19 protein-coding genes and 1 tRNA gene are annotated in these 25015 nt (G+C 62.7%); 16 read left to right on the top strand and 4 right to left on the bottom strand.

Going from position 1 to position 25015, the window contains the following annotated elements:
- Window positions 1-10: 10 nt before the first annotated feature.
- From R0V12_RS09075 to R0V12_RS09095, 5 genes are read left to right on the top strand one after another with little or no spacing between them, the layout of a single operon-like run.
- Window positions 11-3073, top strand: a complete 3063-nt coding sequence (locus tag R0V12_RS09075) for an ATP-dependent DNA helicase (protein WP_320072498.1) — start codon at window positions 11-13, stop codon at window positions 3071-3073.
- The gene (locus R0V12_RS09080) at window positions 3066-6365 is read left to right on the top strand and encodes an ATP-dependent helicase (RefSeq protein WP_071572883.1); all 3300 of its coding nucleotides are present in this window, start codon (window positions 3066-3068) and stop codon (window positions 6363-6365) included. Before R0V12_RS09075 ends, R0V12_RS09080 begins: the two co-directional genes overlap by 8 nt.
- 10 nt (window positions 6366-6375) lie before the next feature.
- Window positions 6376-7473: a potassium channel family protein gene (locus tag R0V12_RS09085; protein ID WP_413774877.1), complete on the top strand. Its 1098-nt coding sequence runs from the start codon at window positions 6376-6378 to the stop codon at window positions 7471-7473.
- Window positions 7474-7480: 7 nt separating this feature from the next.
- Window positions 7481-8242: an NAD(+) diphosphatase gene (locus R0V12_RS09090; protein WP_320072500.1), complete on the top strand. Its 762-nt coding sequence runs from the start codon at window positions 7481-7483 to the stop codon at window positions 8240-8242.
- Window positions 8243-10291, top strand: a complete 2049-nt coding sequence (locus R0V12_RS09095; protein WP_320072501.1) for an ATP-dependent DNA helicase UvrD2 — start codon at window positions 8243-8245, stop codon at window positions 10289-10291.
- Between the two features lie 14 nt (window positions 10292-10305).
- Here the strand turns inward: R0V12_RS09095 and R0V12_RS09100 are convergent, their stop codons facing one another.
- Window positions 10306-11145, bottom strand: a complete 840-nt coding sequence (locus R0V12_RS09100; RefSeq protein WP_320072502.1) for a hypothetical protein — start codon at window positions 11143-11145, stop codon at window positions 10306-10308.
- Window positions 11146-11200: 55 nt separating this feature from the next.
- Here R0V12_RS09100 and R0V12_RS09105 point away from each other — a divergent pair, with 55 nt between their 5' ends.
- Entirely contained in the window at window positions 11201-11710 is a 510-nt protein-coding gene (locus R0V12_RS09105) for a M48 metallopeptidase family protein (RefSeq protein WP_320072503.1), read from the top strand.
- Here R0V12_RS09105 and R0V12_RS09110 read toward each other — a convergent pair.
- Window positions 11707-13068: a zinc-dependent metalloprotease gene (locus tag R0V12_RS09110; RefSeq protein WP_256042122.1), complete on the bottom strand. Its 1362-nt coding sequence runs from the start codon at window positions 13066-13068 to the stop codon at window positions 11707-11709. The two genes, R0V12_RS09105 and R0V12_RS09110, sit on opposite strands and share 4 nt — an antisense overlap.
- Window positions 13069-13161: 93 nt before the next feature.
- Between R0V12_RS09110 and R0V12_RS09115 the strand changes: the two genes are divergently transcribed.
- Window positions 13162-14250: a YlbL family protein gene (locus R0V12_RS09115; RefSeq protein WP_320073020.1), complete on the top strand. Its 1089-nt coding sequence runs from the start codon at window positions 13162-13164 to the stop codon at window positions 14248-14250.
- On the opposite strand, the gene R0V12_RS09120 is transcribed toward R0V12_RS09115, so the two are convergent.
- Both R0V12_RS09120 and R0V12_RS09125 read right to left on the bottom strand, forming a co-directional pair.
- Window positions 14247-14915, bottom strand: a complete 669-nt coding sequence (locus tag R0V12_RS09120) for a hypothetical protein (protein ID WP_084028606.1) — start codon at window positions 14913-14915, stop codon at window positions 14247-14249. The two genes, R0V12_RS09115 and R0V12_RS09120, sit on opposite strands and share 4 nt — an antisense overlap.
- 19 nt (window positions 14916-14934) lie before the next feature.
- Window positions 14935-15432: a PPA1309 family protein gene (locus R0V12_RS09125; protein WP_070362925.1), complete on the bottom strand. Its 498-nt coding sequence runs from the start codon at window positions 15430-15432 to the stop codon at window positions 14935-14937.
- Window positions 15433-15607: 175 nt separating this feature from the next.
- Between R0V12_RS09125 and R0V12_RS09130 the strand changes: the two genes are divergently transcribed.
- The 9 genes from R0V12_RS09130 to nrdE all read left to right on the top strand — a co-directional run bounded on the left by R0V12_RS09130 (window position 15608) and on the right by nrdE (window position 24968).
- Entirely contained in the window at window positions 15608-18502 is a 2895-nt protein-coding gene (locus R0V12_RS09130) for a UPF0182 family protein (RefSeq protein WP_413774878.1), read from the top strand.
- Between the two features lie 134 nt (window positions 18503-18636).
- A tRNA-Met gene (locus tag R0V12_RS09135) sits at window positions 18637-18710 on the top strand.
- A 252-nt stretch (window positions 18711-18962) separates the two neighbouring features.
- Window positions 18963-19082 (top strand): helix-turn-helix domain-containing protein, encoded by a 120-nt coding sequence (locus tag R0V12_RS09140; protein ID WP_083583987.1) that lies wholly within the window; start codon window positions 18963-18965, stop codon window positions 19080-19082.
- 170 nt (window positions 19083-19252) lie between these two features.
- Window positions 19253-20275 carry a DUF4192 domain-containing protein gene (locus R0V12_RS09145; protein WP_256060153.1) on the top strand — a complete coding sequence of 341 codons (1023 nt, stop codon included), beginning with the start codon at window positions 19253-19255 and terminating at the stop codon, window positions 20273-20275.
- 159 nt (window positions 20276-20434) lie between these two features.
- Window positions 20435-20578, top strand: a complete 144-nt coding sequence (locus R0V12_RS09150) for a hypothetical protein (RefSeq protein ID WP_170253140.1) — start codon at window positions 20435-20437, stop codon at window positions 20576-20578.
- Window positions 20579-20669: 91 nt separating this feature from the next.
- Entirely contained in the window at window positions 20670-21089 is a 420-nt protein-coding gene (locus R0V12_RS09155) for a single-stranded DNA-binding protein (RefSeq protein ID WP_144718281.1), read from the top strand.
- Between the two features lie 369 nt (window positions 21090-21458).
- Window positions 21459-22139 (top strand): metal-dependent transcriptional regulator, encoded by a 681-nt coding sequence (locus R0V12_RS09160; RefSeq protein ID WP_070478492.1) that lies wholly within the window; start codon window positions 21459-21461, stop codon window positions 22137-22139.
- A 146-nt stretch (window positions 22140-22285) separates the two neighbouring features.
- Window positions 22286-22705, top strand: coding sequence for a class Ib ribonucleoside-diphosphate reductase assembly flavoprotein NrdI (gene nrdI / locus R0V12_RS09165; protein WP_033399510.1), 420 nt, complete (start codon window positions 22286-22288; stop codon window positions 22703-22705).
- A 67-nt stretch (window positions 22706-22772) separates the two neighbouring features.
- Complete coding sequence (gene nrdE, locus R0V12_RS09170) at window positions 22773-24968, top strand: class 1b ribonucleoside-diphosphate reductase subunit alpha (RefSeq protein WP_052205721.1); 2196 nt, start codon at window positions 22773-22775, stop codon at window positions 24966-24968.
- Window positions 24969-25015: the final 47 nt, after the last annotated feature.

Here is a 25015-nt window from a genome sequence, read left to right on the forward strand (position 1 = left end):
AATGGTGGGCATGAATGACCAGCAGTCCACCACACCCCGCGCGTTTTTAGTCCCGCGCGAACACCAAGCGCACGATAGAACGTGGTCGCAGCCACTTCCCACCGAGGGGTTATGGAAGGTAACCGGCCAGGCGGGTTCGGGGGTGACCAGCTTTCTCATCGATACGTTTGTGGCGTCGGCGAAGCGGCAGTCGGACGCGGAGGGCGTCTTGTTCTTGACGGATTCGAAGGAGTCCGCCGCGCGGATCAGGGCGGAGATTTCGGAGCGGCTCGCTGATACTGACTTTGTTGCCGACGGCCCGATGGTTCGCTCCGTGCACTCCCTGGCGTTTGCCGTGCTGCGGGAGCAGCAGGAACAGCTGCGCCTGATTTCTGGCGCGGAGCAGGACGCGGTCATCCGCCAATTGCTGCAGGGGCACGCCGAGGATGGCCGGGGGAGCTGGCCTGCTGAGCTGCGCCCGGCATTGCCGATGGTGGGCTTTGCGCGCCAGCTGCGTGACTTTTTGCTGCGCGCGATTGAGCGCGGGCTGGACGCTGAGCAGCTCAAGGTGCTCGGAGCCCGCTACGGGCAGGGGATTTGGAGCGCGGCCGGCGACTTTTTGGAGGAATACCAGCAGGTCATGGCGCTGACCGGGACGGTGCGTTACTCGGCATCCGAGCTGATTGCCAGGGCGCTCGACGTGCCGTTGGGACGGACGTGGCACACCGTGATTGTGGACGACGCCCAGCATCTCTCGCCCGCGGCGGCAAAGTTCGTGCAGCGCCTGCTGCAGGGGGCCACACTCGGGGTTGTGGGTGGTGACTTGGATCAGTCCGTCTACCAGTTCCGCGGGGCAAGCCCGGAGTTCTTTGCCACGCTGGGGGGCCTTGAGCACACGGTGATTGACTTGGGGCAGACGCGGCGTGCGCCGGAGGTCTCGGTGGCGCTAGCGCAGACGCCGACGGCGCAGCTCGCGGCGGTGGCGGACGCACTTCGTCGCGCGCACCTCGAGGAGGAGGTCGCGTTTCGGGATATGGCGGTCATTGTGCGTTCGTCAGGGATGATTGAGCCATTCCGCCGCGCGCTGTTGCACGCGGGCGTGCCGGTAGCCCTGAATCCGACGGATGTGGTGCTCAGCGAGCAACGCATTGTTGCCTCGCTGCTGCTTGGGTTGCAGTCGCTGTACACACCGCTGACGGTTGAGCAGTGGCGCGACCTGCTGCTTGGGCCCATCGGTGGTACGGACCCGGTGACGCTGCGCCGCCTGTTGCGCGGCCTGCGGCGTTGGAAACCAGAGGCGCGTGCGGAGGAAACGCTGCGTGACCTTGTTGTTTCCAAGGCAGAGCTGCCGGACTTCGGCGAGGTACTCACTGACCGTGAGCTGCAGATGCTGCACCGCATCCGTCAGGTGTTGGATGCCGCCAGGGAGGTCTACGACGCTGACGGCAGCGTCGAGGAGGTGTTGTGGGCGCTGTGGAACGCCACGGGTTTGGCAGATCACCTCACTGCGGTTGCGCTTCGGGGCGGCACGACGGGCTCGCAGGCTGACCGGGATCTGGATGCGGTCATGGCGTTATTCGACGCCGCCGGTGACTTCACCGAGCGTAAAACCCAGGGTGGGCTCGAGCTGTTCGTGAACAGCATGTTGGAGCAGGAACTGCCCACCGGTGTGCGCGATCGCCGAGCGGCCACGCCGGACGCAGTGGCGCTGTTGACTGCGCATGGTGCGGTGGGCAGGCAGTTTAGCCGTGTTGTCGTTGCCGGTGTGCAGGATCTCGAGTGGCCGAGCCTGGGCGAGACCGGCTCGATTTTCGGCCAGCAGGATCTGGTGGACCTGGTTGACCACGACGTGGATCCCGCTACCCCGGTGTCGCACTTGCGCGAGCGCCTCGAGGAGGAGCGTCGCCTGTTCCACGTGGCGTTGACCCGCGCGACGGAGCGCGTCCTGGTCACGGCCGTCGACCAGACTGACGGCGAGGAGGTCATCGAGCCGTCCCGGTTCATTGAGGAGCTCTGCGAGGAAACCGGCATATCCCCGCAACTGGTGACGCTGTCTGCGGAGGACGCCGCGGCTGGGGATGACGGTGCGGAGGCCACGGTTGTGCGCGTACTGTCCCGCGATGATTTCCTGGGGGAGCTACGCCGCACACTCGCAGACGAGGAACACAGTACGGAGGCAGACCGGCGCCAGGCCGCGCGCCAGATTGCGCGGCTGGTGGAGGCCGGGGTGCCGCTTGCGGACCCGGAGCAGTGGTGGACCACCACGGAGCCTTCGACGGATGAGCCCGTTGAAGGGCAGCGTTCGCTGTCGCCGTCGAGGATTGAGGCGCTGTTGAAGTGCCCGATGAGCTCGGTGCTCGAGCGCACTCTCGGTTTTGATAGCTCGATGCCGATGGTGATCGGATCGATCGTGCACGCCTACTTCGAGGCCCTCGGCCGAGGCGTGCCGGAAGAGCAGGCTCGGATGCACACGCTGGCCACCTACCGCGCGATTGTTGACGCCCCCGCGTGGCAGGCCGAGGCCCAAGTCCGCGACTTCGAGGCGATGCTGGAGCGCACCAACAAGTGGTGGGAAAACCGCGCGAAGAAGTTCGAGGTTGTGGGCATGGAGGTGCCGATCTCCGTCCAGGTCGCAGAAGACGTCCATATCCGCGGGCGAGCCGACCGGCTGGATAAGGAAGAAAGCGGCAGCGTGCACATCGTTGACCTGAAGACTGGCTCGACGATGCTCTCCGTAGATAGCGCGAAGGAGTGCGAGCAGCTCATGGCGTACCAGCTTGCGCTGAGCCATGGGCAACTCATCGGTGAGGGCGACGATCTTCGCGTTGTGACGTCCACCGATGGGCAAGAGGGCCTGGACGTTGGTGGGGCGGCGCTCGTGTACTCGAAGCACGGAACGAACGCCGCAACCACGCGCGAGCAACCGCGCAAAGAAGAGGAAGAACTCGAGTACTTCACCGAACTCATTGCACCGCTGCCCGGCAAGACAACAGGGCCGCAACTCGAAGCGCAGGCGGGCAAGCACTGCGATTACTGCGCTGTGCGCGCGCTGTGCCCGGTCCAGATCGAAGGGACGATGATTTACAATGGCTGATTTCACACCCCAGGAACTCTTCCAGGCGCTCGGGGACGCATTTCCCCCTAGTAGCCAGCAGGCCGACGTGATTGGTGCCGAGCCGGGGCCGATGCTGGTCGTGGCCGGTGCTGGCGCGGGCAAGACGAAGACGATGGCGGACCGCGTGGTATGGCTCGTCGCCAACGGGTATGTGCGGCCGGAGGAAGTCCTCGGCTTGACGTTTACCCGCAAGGCGGCCCGCGAGCTGGGGCAGCGGATCCGGAACCGGCTGCAGGCGTTGGCTCGTCACCGGGAGCTCGTACGGGAGCTCGATCCTTCGGGCGCGCTGGCGGAAAGCCTGGAGGTTATCGCGCCGACTGTTGCTACGTACGACTCGTACGCGGGCGAGCTCGTTCGCGACTACGGGCTGCTCGTCCCGGTAGAGCCGGACGCGCGCCTGATTACGCAGGCTGAGCTGCATGCGATCGCCGTCGAAGTCGTGAGCAATTACAACAAACCACTCATCGCGGAAGGTGCCCCTGCCCCCGCGATGAGCACAGTGGTGGAGGACCTACTGAAGCTCACCACGGCGATGGGCAACGCCCTGGCAGACCCAAACGATATTTACGAGGCCGCGGAGATCTTCCTGAAAGAGACGGAATCGCTACCGAAGTCGCCGCGGAGCAAAACCGAATTCTGCAAGACCATGACGGGGTGGCGCAACAAGCAGCGCCAGCGCCAGTTGATGTTGCCGCTGGTTGAGGAGCTTAACGCGGCGCTGCGTGAGCGTGGTGTGGTCACGTTCAACGAGCAAATGAACATTGCGGCCACGCTCGCGGAGCAGCACGCGTCCGTCGGTGCTGCGCAGCGGCAGAAGTACCGCGTGGTCATGCTCGACGAGTACCAGGACACCTCGCATTCGCAACGAGTGTTGCTGCGCAGCCTGTTTGGCGAGGGCCAGGACCCCACGTTGACGGTGACTGCGGTGGGCGACCCGATGCAGGCAATCTACGGCTGGCGCGGGGCGACGTCGGAAAACCTCGCGGCATTCGTGGAGGATTTCCCTGCCGCGGGCGGTGTGCCGGCGCAGAAGAAGCAGCTCACCATCTCCTGGCGTAACCCGAGCAAGGTGCTTGAGATGGCGAACCAGGTCTCCACCGCGATCCTTGGCAGCGGGGAAGATCGTGCCGTCGCGCCTCTGGAGCCACGCAAGGACGCTGCGGCAGGCGACGTGGAGATGCAGTTCTTCCAGCGGGAGGAGGAAGAAATTGAGTTCGTTGCCGACGCGCTGCAGCAGCAGTTTGAGCAGGGCGGTAAGCTCTCGGCCGCGGTGCTGACCAGGAAGAACAGGCATGCGCAGCCGATCGCCCAGGCGCTTGAGGCCCGTGGTGTGCCGTATGAGATCGTGGGGCTCGGCGGCCTGCTGGATACCCCGGAGGTGCAGGACACGTTGGCTGTGGCCACGATGTTGGTCCGCCCCGAGGATTCTGAGGCGGCACTGCGCGTGCTGGGTGGGCCGTCGGTCGGGCTCGGGCTAGCGGATATGGAGGCGCTCGCCGCACGTGCCAAGAACCTGCAAGCCCGCGCGGACGGCCCGGTCGCGGAGGAGGAAGCAGCCAGGCCAGTGCCCGCGGACCCGGAGGAGCGCCTCATCGAGGAGCTGACGCAGCTTGCACTCGAGGCGGAGGCGCTGAAGATGCAGTCGGCGAAGCCCGCGGGCCTGGCGGACGCGGTGGCGGACCTGGGCGAGCCAGAGCGCTACAGCGAGGAAGGCTACAAGCGCCTGCAGCTGCTGGCGTCGCGGCTGCGACAGCTGCGGCGCAATTCGCTGGGCAAGCGGCTCAGTGACTTGTTCGCGGACATCATCGAGGTCTTCGGTATTCGCGTTGAGGTGCTGGCGCGGCGCTCGTCGGCAGGCACGGTGCACTTGGACCAGCTGCTGCACTACGTCGAGGAGTACCCGGGCACGAGCGTGGAAGCGCTGCTGGACTACTTCGAGTTGGCGAAGCAGCAGGAGGACGGGCTTGCGCCGGGCAACGTCACCGTGCGCGGGGACCGCGTGCAGATCTTGACGGTGCACAAGGCGAAGGGCCTGGAGTGGGATACCGTCGCTGTGTTGCACGCGGATAAGGACACCTACAGCTCAAAGATTGAGACCTTCCTCGCCCAGATCCCATTCCTGCAGCCTGAGACGTTCGGTGACCCGGACATCTACGAGGAGTTCGCAGAGGTAGAGCACCGCACGCAGTTTAAGAACGCTGCCAATGCGTGGCGCAAGCACATCGGCGAGGATCTCGCTGAGGAGCAGGCGCGCCTGTTCTACGTGGCTATCACACGTACGGAAAACAGGCTGTTGCTTACCGGGTCGAACATCTCTCTGGGCGGCAAAAAGAATACGAACGGGCCGTACGAGCACTTCGCGGCGTTCGAGGGCCTCGAGCTGCCGGAGCAGGTCGAGGACGAGGATGCGGAGAAAACGGTACAGCAGCCGGAGGTGGCCGTCGGCACGTGGCCTGTGCAGTCCTACGAAGCGGCGCACGCTGCCAGTAGTCAGGCCACTCGCCCGAGTGAGCTGGTCAGGGGCGCGCTCGAGACTGAAATCGCGCCCGCGGCCGGCGAACTCTACGAGCTGTGGGAGCGCGACGCCACCGCGCTCATTGAGGAGCACAAGGCGGCGCAGTCGCCGGACGTGCCCGTCATGCTGCCTGGTGAGCTGACCGCCTCGGATGTGGTGGCCATGCAGGCGGACGTGGAACAGTTCGCGCGCCGGGCACGTCGCCCGGTGCCGTTCAAGCCGAACCAGTACGCGAAGCGCGGCACCGCATTCCACGAGTGGATCGAGGATTTCTACGGTGCGCACCCGCTGCTCACTGAGGACGAGCTGCCGGGCATGGGCGAGTTTGAGGTAGATCCCTCGACGCTCAAGCGACTGAAAGCCAACTTCGAGAGCAGCCACTGGGCGTCGAAGACGCCGACGCACGTGGAGTGCCCGTTTGAGCTGGCGCTCGGCAAGGCGGTGGTGCGCGGCCGCATGGACGCGGTCTTTGCGGACGGCGACGGCTGGGTCGTGGTGGACTGGAAGACCGGCAACCGCCCGGTGGGTGCGGCGATGGAGGCAGCGAAGCTGCAGCTTGCCGTGTACACGGAGGCGTGGAAGCGAATCGCCAACGACGGCCGCCCAGTGAAGGCCGTGTTCTTCTACGTCCGCGATGGAAAGGACTTCACCGCGACGGAGCTTCCGGATGCGCAGCAGCTGACGAAGTTGTTGGAAGATGCAGCAAACGGCGCAACTTCCGGTACAGTTTCACGCCGTAGTAGCGAGGAAGGATAGCGGAGTGAAACTGCCGTTTGCGTTGTCATGGAGTGACCGGTTCCGTGCGGATGCGGATCCATCGGAAATACCGGTGCACACCCTGCTGGATGTCGTTCGGATTCCGTCGGCGGAACGCACCACTCCATGGGCGTTGATGGCAAGGCGCTTCGGCTACGCGGCCATGTTGGTGTTGGCCGTGGCGACGGTGGTCTACTTCGACAAAGAGGGGTACACCGAGCCACTGACCTTTATCGACGCCCTGTACTATTCGGCGGTTTCGCTCTCAACGACCGGCTACGGCAATATCACGCCGGTGACGCAAAGCGCGCGCCTGATGAATATCTTGGTCATCACGCCGTGCCGTGTGGCATTCCTGATGCTCTTGGTCGGTACGACGTTGTCGGTGTTGACGGAGGATTCCCGCAAGACGCTACAGATTCAGCAATGGAGGAGAACAGTGCGCAATCACACCATCGTTATCGGCTACGGCACGAAGGGCAGGTCCGCGGTGGATGCGCTGCTCGCGGGCGGTACCGCCCCGGGCAACATCGTTGTTGTTGATGATGACGCCGTGGTGCTGTCGAACGCCGAGAAGCGCGGCCTTGTCACCGTCCACGGCAACGGCACTCGCTCGAGCGTGCTGAAGGTCGCGGGTGTGGCGCGTGCGCGCTCAGTTGTGGTGGCGCCGTCCTCGGACGATACCGCGGTGTTGGTCACGCTGTCTGTCCGTGAGTTGGCGCCGAGCGCCATGATCGTTGCCAGCGTCCGTGAGAGTGAGAATCAGCACTTGCTGATGCAGTCGGGCGCGGACTCGGTGGTGGTCTCCTCTGAAACGGCGGGCCGCCTGCTGGGCATTGCGACGGTCACGCCACCTGTGGTGGAGATGATGGAGGACCTGCTCAGCCCGGACGAGGGCTTCGCGGTTGCGGAGCGTCCGATCGCGGACGACGAGGTCGGAGCGAACCCGCGTCACCTCGCCGACATTGTGCTGGGTGTGGTGCGCTCCGGTGAGCTCTACCGCATTGACGCCCCGGAGGCCGAGACGGTTGAGCCCGGCGACCGCCTGCTGTTCGTGCAGATGACGCAGCCGACCCCGCTGACTGAGCGCACGCGCCCGACGGAGTAGGCGGCCTATGAAGCGGTTCATTGCCTTCGATGCCGCCGTCAGGTTTGTGCTTGGAGCTGATGACACGCCCACACTTTTCGACGCCCACTCCGCCCAACCCCACGCCGAGAACACGGTGCACGTCGGCGACGATGTGTGGGCGGTGCTGGTGAGCGAGGCGCAGCTTGAGGCATTGGGCGAGCGCTTCGGCACTTGCCGCAGCCACGCAAGCGACTATCTTGTTGCACGCGGGTTCGGTCTGCTGCGTAACCAGCGCCAGCTGCGCTTCGACCCGCGCGACGGCAGCGAAGTCGCCTGGGGCGAGGCGGGCATCGTTGCCCGTGGTGCCAGCGGGAAACCGCTGTTTCCGCGTATTGACCCGTCGGTGATCGGGGTGGTGCAGTCGACGGACGGGGAGCGGATTTTGCTGGGGGAGAACGCGCGCCGCCCGGGCTACTTCACGCTGATTGCGGGATACATCGATGTCGGCGAGACCATCGAGGACGCCTTCGCGCGTGAGGTGTGGGAGGAAACAGGACGTCGTGTCGGGGGCGTGCGCTATGTTGGGTCGCAGCCGTGGGCGCTGTCGGGTGCGCTGATGTTGGGGATGGTGGCGTCGACAAGTGATGTTGATGCTGTGGGCCCCTTGGATGGGGAGCTGACGCAGCTGCGCTGGCTGCGCCGCGACGAGCTCGGCACTGTCACGCTGGCGGTGCCGGGGACGATTGCGCGGCGGATGATTGACCAATGGGCTCGTGGAGAGTTCAACGAGGAACGGAGAGGAACGTAAGTGGCTGTAGATCTGAGCTTGCTGGATGAGGATCAGCGGATTGCAGCGACCGCTCCTCGTGGCCCGGTGTGCATCCTGGCCGGCGCCGGGACGGGTAAGACGCGCACGATTACGTACCGCATCGCGCACATGATTGACCAGGGCACGGTGAGCCCGAACCGTGTGCTGGCGGTGACGTTTACGCAGCGTGCGGCAGGGGAGATGCGCGATCGTCTGCGCACGATGGGCATTGGCGGCGTGCAGGCGCGCACGTTCCACTCGGCGGCGATGCGGCAGCTGCGCTACTTCTGGCCGCAGATTGCGGGGGATCTGCCGTGGCGGCTGCTGGACAACAAGTTCCCGCTGGTGGGGCGGGCGGCTCGCGCAGCCGGGCTGGAGTCGGATAAGGAGATGGTCCGCGACCTGCTGGGGGAGATCGAGTGGGCGAAGGCGAGCGTGATCGGCGCGCAGGACTACGTGGACCGCATCGCCGATACGAACCGGACTCCGCCGACGGATCCGAAGAAGGTCGCGGAGGTCTACCGGCTGTACGAGGAGGCGAAGACGAGCCCGGAAGGCATGCTCATCGACTTCGACGACTTGCTCCTGCACGTCGCGGGTGCCCTGGAGAACGCGCCCGCGGTGGCGGAGGAGTTCCGCTCCCAGTACCAGTCCTTCGTGGTTGACGAGTACCAGGATGTGACCCCGCTGCAGCAACGGGTGCTGGAGGGCTGGCTTGGGCAGCGCGATGACCTGACGGTGGTAGGGGACGCGAACCAGACGATTTACTCCTTTACCGGCGCGACCCCGGACTACCTGCTGAACTTCTCGCGCACCTATGAGCACGGCACTGTGGTGAAGTTGCAGCGCGACTACCGCTCGACGCCCGAAATTACCGAGCTGGCCAATGCGGTCATCTCGCGCGCGACAGGCCGGGCCGCGGGGACCAGGCTTGAGCTGATCGGTATGCGGGAGTCCGGACCGCAGCCGACGTTCCACGCCTACGACGACGAGCCGACGGAGGCCCGCGAGGTCGCCGCGGCGGTACAGCGCCTGATTGATTCCGGCGTACCCGCCAAGGAGATCGCGGTGCTGTACCGGATTAATGCGCAGTCGGCGGCGTTTGAAGCCGCGCTCGCGGATGCGGGCATCGTCTACCAGGTGCGCGGTGGGGAAGGTTTCTTCCAGCGCGGCGAGATCCGCGAGGCGTTGCAGGCGCTCGTGGCGGCAACCAGGCGCCACGACTTGCCGGATGACCCGGTGGTGGTGGCCAAGGCGGCGTTCGCGCCGCTCGGGTTGACGCCGACGGAGCCGGAAGGCGCCCAGGCACGGGAGCGTTGGCAGGGGCTGCGCGCACTCGTGGACCTCATCGAGGAGATCGTGCAAACCAAGGAGGCCTCGAGCCTGGAGGACGTACTGCGTTCGCTGCGTCAGCGCGCGGAGGCAAAGCAACCACCGGCGATTGATGGGGTCACGCTCGCCAGCTTGCACGCGGCGAAGGGCCTGGAGTGGGACGCGGTTTTCCTCGTTGGCCTGGTGGAAAACACGCTGCCGATCTCGCACGCGATCAAGGCGGGCGACGAGAACATCGAGGAGGAGCGCAGGCTCTTCTACGTTGGCGTGACGCGCGCCCGGGAGCACCTGCAGCTGTCGTGGGCGCTGGCCAGGCAGGAGGGCGGCAGGAAGTCGCGGTCGCGCTCGCGCTTCCTGGACGGGCTGGTGCCCGAGCTTGAGGCGGAGGAAACCCCGCAGCGGTTGAAGCAGACGCGCCGCTGCCGGGTGTGCGGCAATGTGCTCTTCGCCCCGGCAGATAAGGCGTTGGGCCGACACCAGGATTGCGACGCCGACATCGACGAGGACGTCTACCAGGCGCTGAAGCGCTGGCGGCTCAAAACGTCGCGCGCGGCGAAGCAGCCGGCCTACATGGTGTTTTCCGATGCCACCCTGCTCGCCATCGCGGAGACTATGCCGGAGGACGAGCAGGGCCTGCTCGCCGTGTCGGGGGTGGGTCCGGTGAAGGTGGAGCGCTACGGCGCCGAGGTTCTGGAAACGTTGGCGGAGTTCCGCTAGCCGCGACAAACCACCTAGAAGCACAGCGGGCAGTCGGGGTGTGGCTGCAGGCGAAGCGTCTTGAGTGGGGTGCGGTTGAAGGGGTCCACAAGCAGGGTGTCGCCGGTGCGGGGGTCCGGGGCGGATACGCCCGGCGGGTCCGGCAGTTGGCAGACCCGTCGGGCCATCGTTGTTGCGGCGACCACTCCTGCCTGGACCACGACCGGGTCCGGGTTGCGCACCCCGGCGGGTGCCGCGGCGGCGATCGCTGCCCACTGTGGGTCGCGCTCAAGCAGGTAGTGCTCGCGGCAGATCAGGCACGGGCCCTCCACACCGATTGCGTAGGGGCCGATGAGAACGCGGGAGTCGATCTGCAGCACCGGAATCACAGGGCCTGTGCGGTGCCGGGTGTACGCGGCGAGCGCCCGGGTGCGGTGCGCCTGGTCGACGATGATGAGCGGGAGGGGCGAGGGGGCGTCGAAAAGAAAGCGGGACAGTGGCTGGGTGGACTCGGGGGAGCGCACGTGGATGCCGCTGGCACGCAGTGTTTCTACCAGCGTGTTCGCAAGCGTTGAGGTGCCGATCAGCAGTACCTCCGGGCGGGAGACTTCGACGAGGACGCGGTAGGCGATGAGGTCCTGGATGAGGCTGCGCGCGGCATCCGCGTCCATGGAAGCCGCAAGCCGCCGAACCACCTCGGGCAGTGGCCGCGGTGTGGACAGCGAGTCGAGCACCGCGGCGACTGCGCGGGCGTCGCCGACTTCGATGATGCCGCTGCGTGTGGCGTCGAGCCCGAATTGCAGCGCGTGCGGGCCCCTGCTGAGTACCTGGACCCCCATGGCCAGCGCGATGAGCGTTTCCTGCTGGTTACACATGCTTCCCCCTTGTGCCCCGTAAGCTGTGTCGGTTGTACAGCATACAATCTTCGGCATGCAAGAGTCGGAGTTTGAGTATCGGGTGATTCGCTCGCCGCGGCGCACGCGCACAGTGCAGGCCCGGCTTATCGACGGCGTCGTGGAAGTTCGCATCCCAGCTCGGTTCAGCGAGCGCGAGGAGCGCGAGGCGGTGGCCGAGATGCTGCGAAAGATCCGGAAGAAGACTCGCCACCAGCACGTCAGCGACGCGGATCTTCAGGCGCGCGCGGAGGTGCTCAACGAGCAGGTGCTTGAGGGGCGGGCGAAAGTGGGCTCGATACGGTGGGTGTCGAACCAGACGAAGCGGTGGGGAAGCTGCACCCCGTCAACGGGCACGATTCGGATCAGTGACAGGCTGCAGCAGGTGCCGGGCTACGTCCTCGACGCGGTGATTGTGCACGAGCTGACGCACACGTTCATCCCGGGGCATGGCCCGAAGTTCTGGGCGTGGGCAGACAAAGCGCCCCTCGCGGAACGCGCGAAGGGCTACCTTGAGGCCTACCAACGGTTCGGCGGGGAAGGCTAATCCTCGTCGTTCTTGCGCAGCTCCTCTTCCAAGCGCGCGAGTTCTTCGTCGAAGTTGTCGTCGGAGGAATCGTCCAGCAGGGTATCGATGAACGCCGCCGGGTTGGACAGGTGCTCAGGGGTCGGCAGGAAGTCTGGGTGGTCCCAGACCTGGTCGCGGCGGGTCTGGCCCACGGCGTTTTCGACGCGGCGCCACAGCTCGGCGGCCTCGCGGACCTTCGGGGCGCCCAGCTCGATGCCGACGACGTTCGCAAATGCGCGCTCGGCGGAGCCACCTGTTGCGCGTCGGCGCGCCCATGCTTCGGCGAGCTGTGGCGTCGACGGGATGCGGTCCGCGAGGGAAGCGTCGGTGACAACGTCGACCCAGCCCTCGACGAGCGCGAGCAGCGTCTCTAGGCGGGCGGTGGCAGAGGCGTTGCGGGAGGTCACGCGCGGGGAGAGGTCCGCGCCCTCAAGCTGCTGGAGTGCTTCCTGGATGGCTTGCGGGTCGCCGCTTTCCAGGTTCAACCCGCGAGCCATTTCCTCCAGCTGCGAGGTATCGATCTCTAGGCCTGCCGCGTACTCCTCAACGGAGGAGACCAGGCGCTCGACGAGCCACGGCACGTGCTTGAACAGGCGCTGGCGGGCAGCCTCGCGGGCCACGATGTAGACCAGGACCTCCTGGCCGGGGATCTCGAGGCCCTTGGCGGCGGCGGTGACGTTCTTCGGCAAGATGGCCGTCACGCCTGCGGGGGCGACGGGCAGGCCGAAGTCGGAGCCGGTCAGGGCTTGCTCGGCAAGGTCGCCGAGGGCGTGGCCGAGCTTGACGCCGAAGTTCATGGCGTTCATCTGCTCCATCATGCCGACCATCGGGCCCATCATCTCGCGGGCCTCGGCGGGCATGGTGTCTCGCTGTGCGCGGTTCATCTGCTCCGCAACGGGGTTGACCAGGCGCTTCCACATCGGCATGGTTTCAACCAGCCAGTCGTCCGCATTCCACGTGCGCGGCTGGGCGTTCGCGGAAGGAAGCGTAGTGGCGTCGTCAAGCCAGAGGTCGGCGAGGCGTACTGACTCCTCAACCGCGGTGCGATCCCCCGCGGAGACCGCAGCCTTGTCGCCGACGTGCTGGCGTGCCATGCGCAGTGCCATTTCGAAGTTCACGGACTCGCCCTCTGTGCGGGCGTTCATCGTCGAGCCCATGCCGGAGAGCATCTGCCCGAACTGGTTCAAAATATCGCCCAAGCCACCTTGGCCACCGCCAACGTTGCCCCCGAACCCGAACGCGGCGAACGGGTTGTTCTGCTGGTTGCGACGCTCGTCGTCACCGTTGTCACCGTCGTTGTCGTTGTTGGGGAAGGTAAATCCGAATCCATTGCTCATAGGCACCACCCTACAGTCGTGTGCGCAGGTTGTGTTGGGTGCAAGCGGGAAAATCGCAACGCTGTGGGCGAACATCTAAGATTTGTGGGCGTGATGAACGCCGAGCAAGAACAAGCACAGGCACAGCCGCGCAGCCGCCGCCTCGCCACGATTGTGTGGGGCGCCATCCCCCTTGCGGTGCTGGCCGCGGCGCTGAGCCTCGACCATATTCCTGGCACCAATATCTCCCTGGCCGTGCCGTACGCGGCGCAGGGGCCGGGGCCGACGTTTAACACGCTCGGCGATGTTGAGGGCGTGCCCGTCGTTGAGATCGAGGGCGCGGACTCCGACGAAACGGAGGGCAACCTCAACATGACCACGGTGTCCGTGCGTACCAATATGACGCTGGTGCAGGCGCTGACCCGCTGGATCACCACGGATGACACGATTGTGCCGCTGGAGCAGATCATGCCTTCGAATACGAACCGGGAGGAGATGAAGCAGCGCAACCAGGAGGCATTCGTTGCTTCGGAGTCGGCGGCGACGATCGCCGCGATGAACTACCTCGGCCGCCCGACGACAGTGGTGGTTCACGAGGTGATGGAGGGCAGCGCCGCAGGCGGTACGTTGCAGGCAGCAGACATCATCACGAAGGTCGGGGGGAAGGACGTCTCACAGCCGCGGGAGGTGCAGCAGATCGTGCGCGAGCACGCCCCCGGCGACCGGCTCAGCGTCGACGTGCTGCGTGACGGCACGCCGCACACGGAGGAGATCACCCTCGGCGCGAATCCGGAGGATAAGAAGGTGCCCATGTTGGGGATCTTGATGACGTCCGCTCCGGCCGACGGCGTGCAGGTGACCTACAACCTCAACGATGTGGGCGGGCCGAGTGCCGGGATGATGTTCTCGCTGGCGGTGATCGATAAGCTTTCGCCGGGTCTGCTCAACGGCGGGAAGTTCGTGGCCGGAACCGGCACGATTGATGAGTCAGGGGAGGTCGGCCCGATCGGTGGCATCTCCCATAAGATCGCAGGTGCCCGCGACGCAGGCGCGGAGCTTTTCCTCGCGCCCGAGGGCAACTGCGCGGAAGTCATGCGCACGGACAGCGGGGAGATGCAGGTCGCGGCAGTCAAAACGCTTGATGACGCCGTGAAGGCCATGGACGCGTTCGCCCACGGCCAGCCGGTGCGCAGCTGCAGCTAGGACTCAGACTCGGTGGAGGTGGTTGCCTCCGCAGGGGTGGTGGCGCCCTCCGGGCGCTTCGCCAGCCCGAGCTTGTAGATGTGTTCGCGCGGGCCTTCGCGGTCCATGGTGAGCAGCTGCTTCATAATCTGGCCCTTGTCATTATCAATGACGGTCACCACGGCGGAGGACCCAACCGTGGACCAGCCGACCACGAAACGGCCGGTGTCCTCCACGACCTCGCTCGAGCGCAGCTCGGTGAGCACCTGCGTACTCGTGGTGGCGACGGACTCGGACTCCATGAACTGGAACTGGCCCATCTCGGAGCTGCTGCAATCGAACGCGTCCGGGAGGCCGGTCGGGGTGCAGCTGTCTAGCTTTTCGAAGAACTCGGGCGGAGCGAGCGTCGAGAACTGCTTGGCGACCTCAGCAACGCCGTTATCGTCTTTCTTCGCGGTGCTCGTGGTGCTTGTCGACGTCCCCTCCGTCGTAGCCTCCGCGGACTCAGACTCAGACTCCGACGGCGACTCCGTGGTTTCAACGGTGGAGGAGGCTGGTGCCTCCGTCGTGGTCGGATGCTCCGTCGGCTCGTCCTTGCCACCGCACGCGGTGGCTACCACCAGCACCATCGCCAGCACCGCTGGCGTACCGACGCGCCGACGCCAAACGTTCGAAAATGTAGCCACGTTGTGCTCCTTTAACCTCTTAGGACAGCTCATCAGGGTCTTGTTCCAAACCGTAGCGTAACGCAGCAATAACATTCGGGGCCACGTTAGGCCCACCGCGAAGCTCAATATCATCCTGGGCGAACAGGCCGCGCTCCTCAAGCTCCTCCTCGGTTAGGCGCATCTGCAGCAGCGTCTGCTCGATGCCTTCTTCGCGCAGCACACCGGAGAAGAGGCGCGCCGGGCGCGGCGAGGGGTCGTCGCTGCTGGTGTCCCGGAACATGATCTCCTGCGCCAGCACGGCACCCTCCACCGCGTGCGGCCAGGCGATACGTGCCACGTACTCCGCGAGCTCCTCGGAGCCGGGGCGGATGTTGTCCGGCAGGTTGTCCTGCACGACGAGGGTTAGGGGCGAAGTGGCGTCGTCAACCTCGAGCTGCTCGAGCTCGTCCACAAGCAGGGAGGAGGGCACGAGTGCGAAGAGGGTCGGGCCTTGGTCCCAGCCTTCCGCATGCACGAACTCGACGGCTTCGGACATGGCCTTATTTAATGCTTGTTGGTTGAGCACGGGAACCCTTCTGTCAGTTCAGGCGTTACACTTTTTAAGGTAGAACCTTAATACGCGTACTAAGACTATTTCGAAGGAGCAGGATTTGGCCACCCGCCTCAGCCAACCACAGCCCCACGCGAAGAAACAGAACTCCGGACTTGCCATCACCATTGGTGTCCTCGGTGTATTGCTGTTTTGCATCCCGATCCTGATCGGTCTCTACACCGATTTTCTTTGGTTCGGGGAGCTTGATTTCCGTGGGGTCTTCAACCGCGTCATCGTGGCGCGAGTGGTGTTGTTTGTTATTTTTGCCGCCGTTGGCGCGCTGATCACCTACCTCGCCGCGTGGCTTGCGTGGCGCGGCCGCACAAAAGAAGCCTTGAGCTTTGAAGCCGTTGTCGGCGACACGCGGACCCAGGTCAACTTGCAGCAGGGCGTTCGCACGCTCTTGGTGTGGGTTCCGGTGGTGATCGCGGTCTTCTCCGGCCTGGCAGGGCAGCGCCTGTGGCGCACGTTCATGCTGTGGTTCAACGGGGAATCCTTCGGCGTGAATGATCCGCAGTTTGGCAAGGACCTCGGGTTCTACGCCTTCGCACTGCCGGGTATCACCGCGATTATCGACGGCCTCTCGCTCCTGCTGCTCGTCGCCTTCATCGTTGGCGCGGTGGGCCACTACTTGCTGGGCGGCATCCGCATCGGCAACAAGGTAAGCGGGGTGCCGGGCCACATTTCGACGTCCGCTCGCGTGCAGCTCGCCGTGACCGCGGGCCTGTGGATGGTGCTCAAGGCAGTTAGCTACTGGCTAGAGCGCTACACCCTGCTGTACTCCCAGAACGACATCTTCACGGGTGCGTCCTACACCACGGTCAACGCGTCGCTGCCGGCCAAGGTGATCCTGACGGTCATCGCGGTGCTCGTCGCAGCGGCGTTCTTCGCGTCCGTTGTGTATAAGGACTTCCGCGTTCCTGTGCTGGCCGCGGTGCTGATGCTTGTGTCCTCGCTCGTGGTCGGCGGTGTGTGGCCGGCGCTGCTGGAGCAGTTCTCGGTCAAGCCGAACCGCCAGTCGAAGGAAGCCGAGTACATCGCCCGCAATATTGAGGCCACCCGCTACGCGTTCGGCTTGACCGACGAGCAGGTGAAATACCAGGACAACTGGGGCGCGGAAAAGGTCTCCAACGATAAGGTTGCGGACGACGCTGCCACGATCAGCAACATTCGCCTGCTGGACCCGGAGATCATTTCACCGACCTTTACCCAGAACCAGCAGCTGCGTAACTTCTACGGCTTCCCGGACCAGCTGGCGATGGACCGCTACGAGGTTGACGGCAAGATGCGCGACTTCGTCGTCGCGGCCCGCGAGATGGACCCGAACGCGCTGCGCGAAAACCAGCGTGACTGGATCAACCGCCACACCGTGTACACCCACGGCAACGGCTTCATTGCAGCGCAGGCGAACCGCGTTGACGAGGCCGCGCAGGACGCAGGCTCCACCCGTGGTGGTCTGCCGATCTTCACCGTTTCCGATTTGCAGACCAACGCGATCGCTGCTGAGAAGGACCAGGCGGACGAGCTGGGGATCCAGGTCGACGAGCCCCGCGTCTACTACGGCCCGGTGATCGCCTCTGCGAACGACGGCCTGGACTACGCCATCGTCGGCGATAACGGCCAGGGCCCCGTCGAGTACGACACGGACAGCTCTACCTACACCTACCAGGGCGAAGGTGGCGTCAACATCGGCAATTGGGTCAACCGCATCGCGTACTCCGCGAAGTACCAGGAGCTGAAGTTCCTGCTGTCTGACCGCGTTGGTTCCGAGTCGAAGATTCTCTACGACCGCGACCCACGCGAGCGCGTTGAGAAGGTCGCGCCGTGGCTGACCACCGACTCCAAGACGTACCCGGCGGTGATCGACGGCAAGATCAAGTGGATCGTGGACGGCTACACCACGCTGTCCCAGCTGCCGTACGCAACGCGCGAATCGCTGACCGATACGACGCAGGACGCGCTGAACCCGGACGGGACCACGCAGCGCCTGCTGAACAACAACGTTGGCTACATCCGCAACTCCGTCAAGGCGACCGTTGACGCCTACGACGGCACGGTGGACCTCTACGCATTCGACGAGAACGACCCGGTGCTCAAGGCGTGGATGGGCGCGTTCCCGGGCACCGTGCGCCCGGCAAGTGACATCTCCGATTCGCTGCGCGACCACCTGCGTTACCCGGAGGACCTGTTCAAGGTCCAGCGTGAACTGCTGGCTCGCTACCACGTGAACGACCCAGGCGTGTTCTTCAACAACGACGCCTTCTGGTCCGTGCCGAACGACCCGACCGCGCCGGAAGGCCGCAAGGAGCTCAACCAGCCTCCGTACTACGTCGTCGCCGGCGACCCGGAGACCAACCAGCCTTCCTTCCAGCTGATCACGCCGTTCCGTGGCCTGAACCGCGAGTTCCTCTCCGCGCACATGTCCGTGTCCTCCGACCCGGAGAACTACGGCCAGATCACCGTCCGCGTGCTGCCAACCAACACGCAGACTCAGGGCCCGAAGCAGGCGCAGGATGCCTTAATGTCCTCTGACCAGGTGGCGCGCGACCGCACCCTGTGGCAGGGCACCAACGACCTGAAGAACGGTAACCTGCTCACCCTGCCGGTCGGCGGAGGAGAGATCCTTTACGTGGAGCCGATTTACTCGCAGCGCAAGGACCAGGCATCGGCCTTCCCGAAGCTGCTGCGCGTGCTCGTGTTCTACCGCGGCCAGGTTGGCTACGCGCCGACGATCTCCCAGGCGCTGAAGCAGGTTGGCATTCACTCTGAGGCTGCCCAGGACATCGACATCGTCGACGACAAGGGCAACACGAAGCCTGCCGAGGAAGCACCAGCCGATGGCGAGAAGGCCGAAACCCCAGCACCAGCGGCTGCCGGTAACAAGGATGAGGCCCTCAACAACATCAATGACGCGCTGCGCAACCTGGAAGGCGCACGCAACGGCTCCTTCGAGGAGTACGGCAAGGCGCTCGACGAGCTGGACCGCGCCGTGAAGGAATACCAGAGCATGTAACCCTTCCCGTATGACCGCCTGAATCCCCTGCGAATCCGTGAGATGCGCAGGGGATTTGGCGTTTCAAAGGGGTATGCGTATAGTTATCACTCGTTGCCCGTTAAGGCAGCAGGTGAAAATTCAACATCACCCGACGCGGGGTGGAGCAGCTCGGTAGCTCGCTGGGCTCATAACCCAGAGGTCGTAGGTTCGAATCCTGCCCCCGCTACTAAGATAAGGCCCCTACCAGTGCAGATGCTGGTAGGGGTCTTCTTCATTTTGTGATCGGATCACCTTTTGGTGCACTAGCTGGTGCACTGGGAGCAAAATCCTGCACCAAACGGAACTGCGACGCTCCAACGAAGCGGCGCAGGTTTTCGGGGCATTGCTTAGTGATTGCGAGGTCGGCGGCAACGAAGGAACGCCACGGGAGCCGGCAGTTCGGGGGGTCTGCCTATCTCGGGGGTGAGACTGCTCAACCGTGGCGTTCGGGAGAAAGCTTATTGAGGGCGGCAAGTCCGTCAGCGCAGTAGCCAGGACACTCAACGTCTCGCGGCCGACGATCTATCGCGCTCTCAAGCGCATCGAAGCCGACGCTTAGGCACAGGCTGCGTCGCTAGCGCTCGCACCCGGCGAGAAGGCATCAGGCTGCGCTAGCGACGCTCGGCACACATGAGTGCTGCACTGCTGGGATACGCCTGCGATCGGCAGGGCCGGGCCGAATACGGGATTGACCACATACACCCCGTATTCGTGCAAAGGAGCACTGCCATGTCCACCCATTCTCACACGCTTGCATCCCACGGCGAGATTCTCGCGAACCTCCCCGGCATCCTCGGGTTTTACCCGAACAACTCGCTGATCCTCGCGTTCTTCGTCGACGACGAGGGCGTCGACACCGTCCGCCTCGGCCCGGTCGCGCGGTTCGACCTGGACGAAGCTGTTGCAAAGCTCACCGAGAGCCGCGAGCGGTTCGCAGCGTGGGTCCACCACCTCGAACTCGACGCTGTTATCGCGTACATGATCAGCGATGACATTGCGCAGCCGGTCTTCGAGGAGACGGCAACGTATCTCACCAGCGGGGCAGTGCACCTACCGCCGCTGCTCGGGGTGGTGCAGGTGCCTGAGATCGTCACCGGGGCTGCGTGGTGGTCCGTGTATCAGCATCCGCTCATCGACGAGCCGCGCCACGGCGTTGTCGGCGAGGTCGCCGCATCGGCGGCGCTGCGGCAGATGCTAGAGCACACCGGCGAGCTGCCGGAGCCGAGCAAAGACGACATCGAGGCACGGTTGAACAGCACCGATCACGGCATCGACGCTGCCGAGCACGCCGACATCATCGAAGACGCGCTGGCGTATATCCCGCCCATGTTCTCCGACGTGCTGCAGCGTGAGTACGAGCAGGCGGCGGCAGGGATGACCCAGCCGAGCACTCGCGCTGTTCGATCCGCGCTGAAATGCTTCACCACGCCGCGCTTGCGAGACACGCTGCTTGCAGCGCTGCTCGATGACCCGCAGGCGGGCCTTGCGTTTATAGAGAAGGTTATGCGTGCCGTCCCGACCAGCTGGCCAGGGATGCGCTCGCAGCTCACGGCCACTGTTGCCGTGCTCGCGCACGCCACAGGCCAGCCGGGGCTGGCTGGCGTGGCTGCGCAGCGAGCCACCGAGATCGGGCCAGACGAGAACTTCCCGTCTCTGGTGGCCAAGCTGACCGACATCGGCCAAGGCGAGCGGATGGTTGAACTCGTTCGCGAGGGCGCTGAGAAGACCCGAACGATCTTGTTCGCCGAGTAATCCCACACACCCCGTTGCAGCGATGCAACGGGGTTTCTATTTCTCGTCGGCCGTGGCTTGCGACGACAGACACCTCAACGAGGCAAGGGAGCGACCCCTAGACAGCAGAGCTGTCTCCAACAGACGGATTGACCACCAATCCGAACAAGGAGGCACCTGATGCGCGACTTCATCCACACCGACCTGGAACTGCTCTACCAGCTCGCCGACGGCATCGACGGCGAGGACGCCGATCCGGGCGCAACACAAGAACTGCGCGACCTAGAGGCGGCAGGCACACCGCTGCCCTGGGCAGTGCTGTAGCGACAGCGCAACCACCCCGCAGCAGCAAAGCCGCTGCTTAAGTACCCAAATTGCACGGCAAATCACACCCACTCAGATAAGGAGAACCATCATATCCAACCCCTTCAACAACGGCACCATCGTCGGCAACGCAGCTCGCGCACCGAAGCTGTTCGAGCACGCAAACGGCGGTGCGACGGTGAAGCTCAGCGTCTATGCACGTAATACGTTCAAGAACAAGTCCACAGGCAAGGTGGAATCAGAGATTGTCGAACTCACTGGCTACGTGGCTGACGCCAAGAACCTCGGCGTCTTCGGATGCATCGGCGCTGGTGATCGCGTTGCAGTGAGCTACTCGCTGAAGACTGACAACTACACCGATAAGGACGGCAACAAGCACTATCCGCTGGTAGCGCGCATCGACACTGTGCAGCTGATCGACTCCAAGAAGGAGTCTGAGGCACGAGCAGCACGCCGCGAGAACAGCGCAGATAACGCTGCTGCTAATGACTCTGAAGAAGTGCCGTTCTAGTTGCAACAACACCCCGCAGGGAAACCTGCGGGGTTATTTTTTCAGCACAGACCACGCATAACGCCGTCGCCGTCCAGTACGGGAGCGCTGATACTCCTGCTCCAGACGCTCTGTCTCTACACAGTGCATTACATGAGCCATTACATGCGCTGTTTTACTGCACTGTGTACTAGCCATTCCATTACGCACTACGCTGGCGCACTTCAAGTTCATTGAAATCTTCTCAGACATTAGTGGTTCTCCTTCAAGTGAAGAATGCTTTAACTGGCCCCACCTTACCGGCATTCCTCTCAAACTTGGCCTCTGTTCGCTATGAGCGTTGGGGCACAGCGCCTAAGGCGCATACGGAAGCTGGGTTAACATTTACTCATGTCTGTTTCTGAGCTGTCCACCAGTACCCAGAACTATTTGAAAGCTATCTGGGGGCTAAAGGAATGGTCATCCGAGCCCGTTACCGCCACACTTATAGCGAAACAGCTGGGACTCAAGCTCTCCTCGGTCTCCGATGCAGTGCGCAAAATGTCGAAGCAAGGGCTCGTGTCACACACGCCCTATGGCTCTGTGGAGTTAACCGAACTTGGCAGGCAGTACGCATTGGTCATGGTGCGCCGCCACCGATTGCTTGAGTCTTTTTTGGTTCAAGCATTGGATTATACGTGGGACGAGGTCCATGATGAAGCCGAAAATCTTGAACACGCGGTGTCTGACATGCTCATAGAGCGCGTGGATAAGTTCCTCAATTACCCCACTAGGGATCCACACGGCGACCCTATCCCTACGGTTGATGGACAGGTCACTATCCCCAGTGCGCACCGTCTCACCGACAGCGGAGCACAACCGCAGGTGACCGTGGAACGCATTTCTGATTCCGACCCACAACTGCTGGCCTTCCTCAAAGAGCAAGGCATCGTCATTGGGGCTGTTCTTACCACGCGCGAAGGAACGCCCTTTTCAGAATCGCTCGAAGTACAGGTAGCCGACAGTACTCAGTGGGTAGTACTTGGGCGCCCAGCTACGGACGCAGTGTTTGTAGCACACCACATCCTGTAGTCTTTCCCTTTCTCATTAATCCTGTCCCTACCTGCCCTTTTAAAAACTACGGTGCGACGTAGTTTGCAACTACGGTAGTACGTAGTTAATCTTTTCGATCATCACCTATCCCACTTATGGCTAAGGCCAGGATGAGCAGGATTGTCATGTCAGACTCACCAGATTTGGTGTACTTTTCTAGCGTTTCTGAAAACACAAAAAGATTCGTCGAACGCTTAGATAGACCCGCAGTGCGCATTCCACTGCGGCCCAAGAAAACCGGAATGATCCAGGTTTCACACCCGTACGTACTCATCGTTCCAACCTACGGCGGTGGCTCGCTCAAACGCGCAGTCCCCAAACAGGTCATCGACTTCCTCAATGACCCAATCAACCGTTCCTTTATCCGGGGCGTGATTACCTCAGGCAATACCAACTTCGGAAGCGCTTACTGCGTCGCCGGCCGCATCATTTCCGCTAAGTGCCACGTTCCAGAGCTGTATCACTTCGAGCTACTCGGCACGCAGAAGGACGTTGCCGCTGTAAAGCAGGGCCTTCACAAGTTTTGGGAGCAGCAAAGCAACTAACAATTACACCCCATTGATTTCCCACAAAATGAAGACCACATCCGCAACACACAGATTGGAAACCACAATGCCGCCACTTAAGGCCACCCCCACACAGCCCATTGGCCCTACGCCCCGCACCGCTTCAGCAGACGATGCCGGCGGTGTCGGTAAGCGCAAGAGCTACCATGCACTCAACGCGCAGCTGAACCTATTCGACGATTCGGGAAGAATCCAGTTCGACAAGGACATTGAGGCAACACAAGACTTTTTAGCGCACCATGTCACTCCCCGCATGCATCAGTTTGAATCCACCAAGCAGCGCTTGGAGTGGTTGGTTGATAACGAATACTACGAGCGGGAATTCCTTGAGCTTTATGATGACGATTTTCTGTGCACTATGTACGACAGAGCCCACCGAGCCAAGCATCAGTTCCGCACTTTCCTCGGCGCATTTAAGTTCTTTACTTCATACGCACTGAAAACCTTTGATGGCTCGCGATTTCTGGAAGGCTACGAAGAACGCGTCGCCACCACAGCTTTGTACCTTGCACAGGGCGATGAAGAGCTTGCGGAGAAGCTGGTGGATGACATCATGACCGGACGCTTCCAGCCCGCCACCCCTACTTTTCTCAACGCAGGAAAAGCCCAGCGTGGCGAAATGGTCTCCTGCTTCCTCCTTCGCATCGAAGACAATTTGGAAAGCATTGGCCGCAGCGTGAACTCTGCACTGCAGCTTTCAAAACGCGGCGGTGGTGTGGCCTTGTTACTGAGCAATCTGCGCGAATCCGGAGCCCCAATCAAAAAGATTGAGAACCAAGCTTCCGGCGTAGTCCCAGTCATGAAAATTCTGGAAGATAGCTTCAGCTATGCCAACCAATTGGGCGCTCGACAGGGCGCTGGAGCCGTCTACCTACATGCGCACCATCCAGATATTCTTCGTTTCCTGGATACCAAGCGGGAAAATGCCGATGAGAAAGTCCGCATTAAGACTCTTTCGCTGGGAGTTGTTATTCCAGATATAACCTTCCAGCTGGCCAAAGAGAACAAGGATATGCATCTTTTTAGCCCGTATGACATCGCTCGCGAGTACGGCGTAGCCATGTCTGACATGTCTATCACCGAGTATTACGACGAGCTGGTTTCCAATCCGCGAATTTCTCATACGACTATCAAGGCCCGCGAGTTTTTCACCACGCTGGCTGAGCTTCAGTTTGAATCTGGATACCCCTACATACTCTTTGAGGATACGGTCAACCGCGCTAATCCCCTCAAAGGACATATCAATATGTCCAATCTGTGTAGTGAGATCCTCCAGGTCAACACGCCATCCACCTACGGCGCCTCAGGTAACTACACCACCGTTGGCCAGGACATTTCCTGCAATCTAGGGTCGCTCAACATCGCTAAAGCTTTTGAATCACCGGACTTTGGGGAAACTGTTGAAACCGCGGTGCGCGCTCTCACGAAGGTCTCAGACCTAACAAATATCGAAGCTGTTCCTTCCATCGCTCACGGTAATGCATCCATGCATGCCATCGGGTTGGGCCAAATGAATCTCCACGGTTTCCTGGCTTCCAAGCGTATTCCTTATGGCTGCGCCGAAGCACTGGACTTTACAAATATCTATTTCCTGACCGTGACCTATCATGCGCTCCGTGCATCCCATGCGCTAGCGGTTGAGAAAGGTCAACGATTCACTGGCTTTGAAGAATCCACCTATGCCACTGGCGTCTACTTCGACAAGTACATCGACCAAGACTGGGCGCCGGCCACTGACCACGTAAAACAGCTATTCCATGAGGCTGGCGTGCAGATTCCTCAACGCGAGGATTGGCTACGGCTCAAGAACCAAGTGATGCAAGACGGCATCTACAACGCCTACTTGCAGGCAGTTCCACCCACTGGATCAATTTCCTACATCAATGACTCCACCGCGTCCATACACCCGATTGCCTCCAAGATTGAAATACGCAAGGAAGGCCGCTTGGGGCGCGTGTACTACCCCGCACCGGAAATGACCAACGACAACTTGGAGTATTTCGATGACTCCTACACCGTGGGGTACAAAAAAATCATCGACACCTACGCTATGGCCACCCAACACGTGGACCAAGGGCTTTCCCTGACTTTGTTCTTCACCGCTGACACCACTACGCGGGACATCAACAAGGCACAAATCTATGCCTGGAAAGCCGGAATCAAGACCTTGTACTACATCCGTTTACGCCAACCTGCACTCCAGGGAACCGAGGTCGAAGGCTGCGTTTCCTGTGCTCTGTAGGAACACGGTCCTTCCTTCATTCACAACCATCCATCAAGAAAGAAAGA

This window comes from Corynebacterium sp. UMB2355A (assembly GCF_033877495.1).
GTDB classification, from domain to species: domain Bacteria; phylum Actinomycetota; class Actinomycetes; order Mycobacteriales; family Mycobacteriaceae; genus Corynebacterium; species Corynebacterium pseudogenitalium.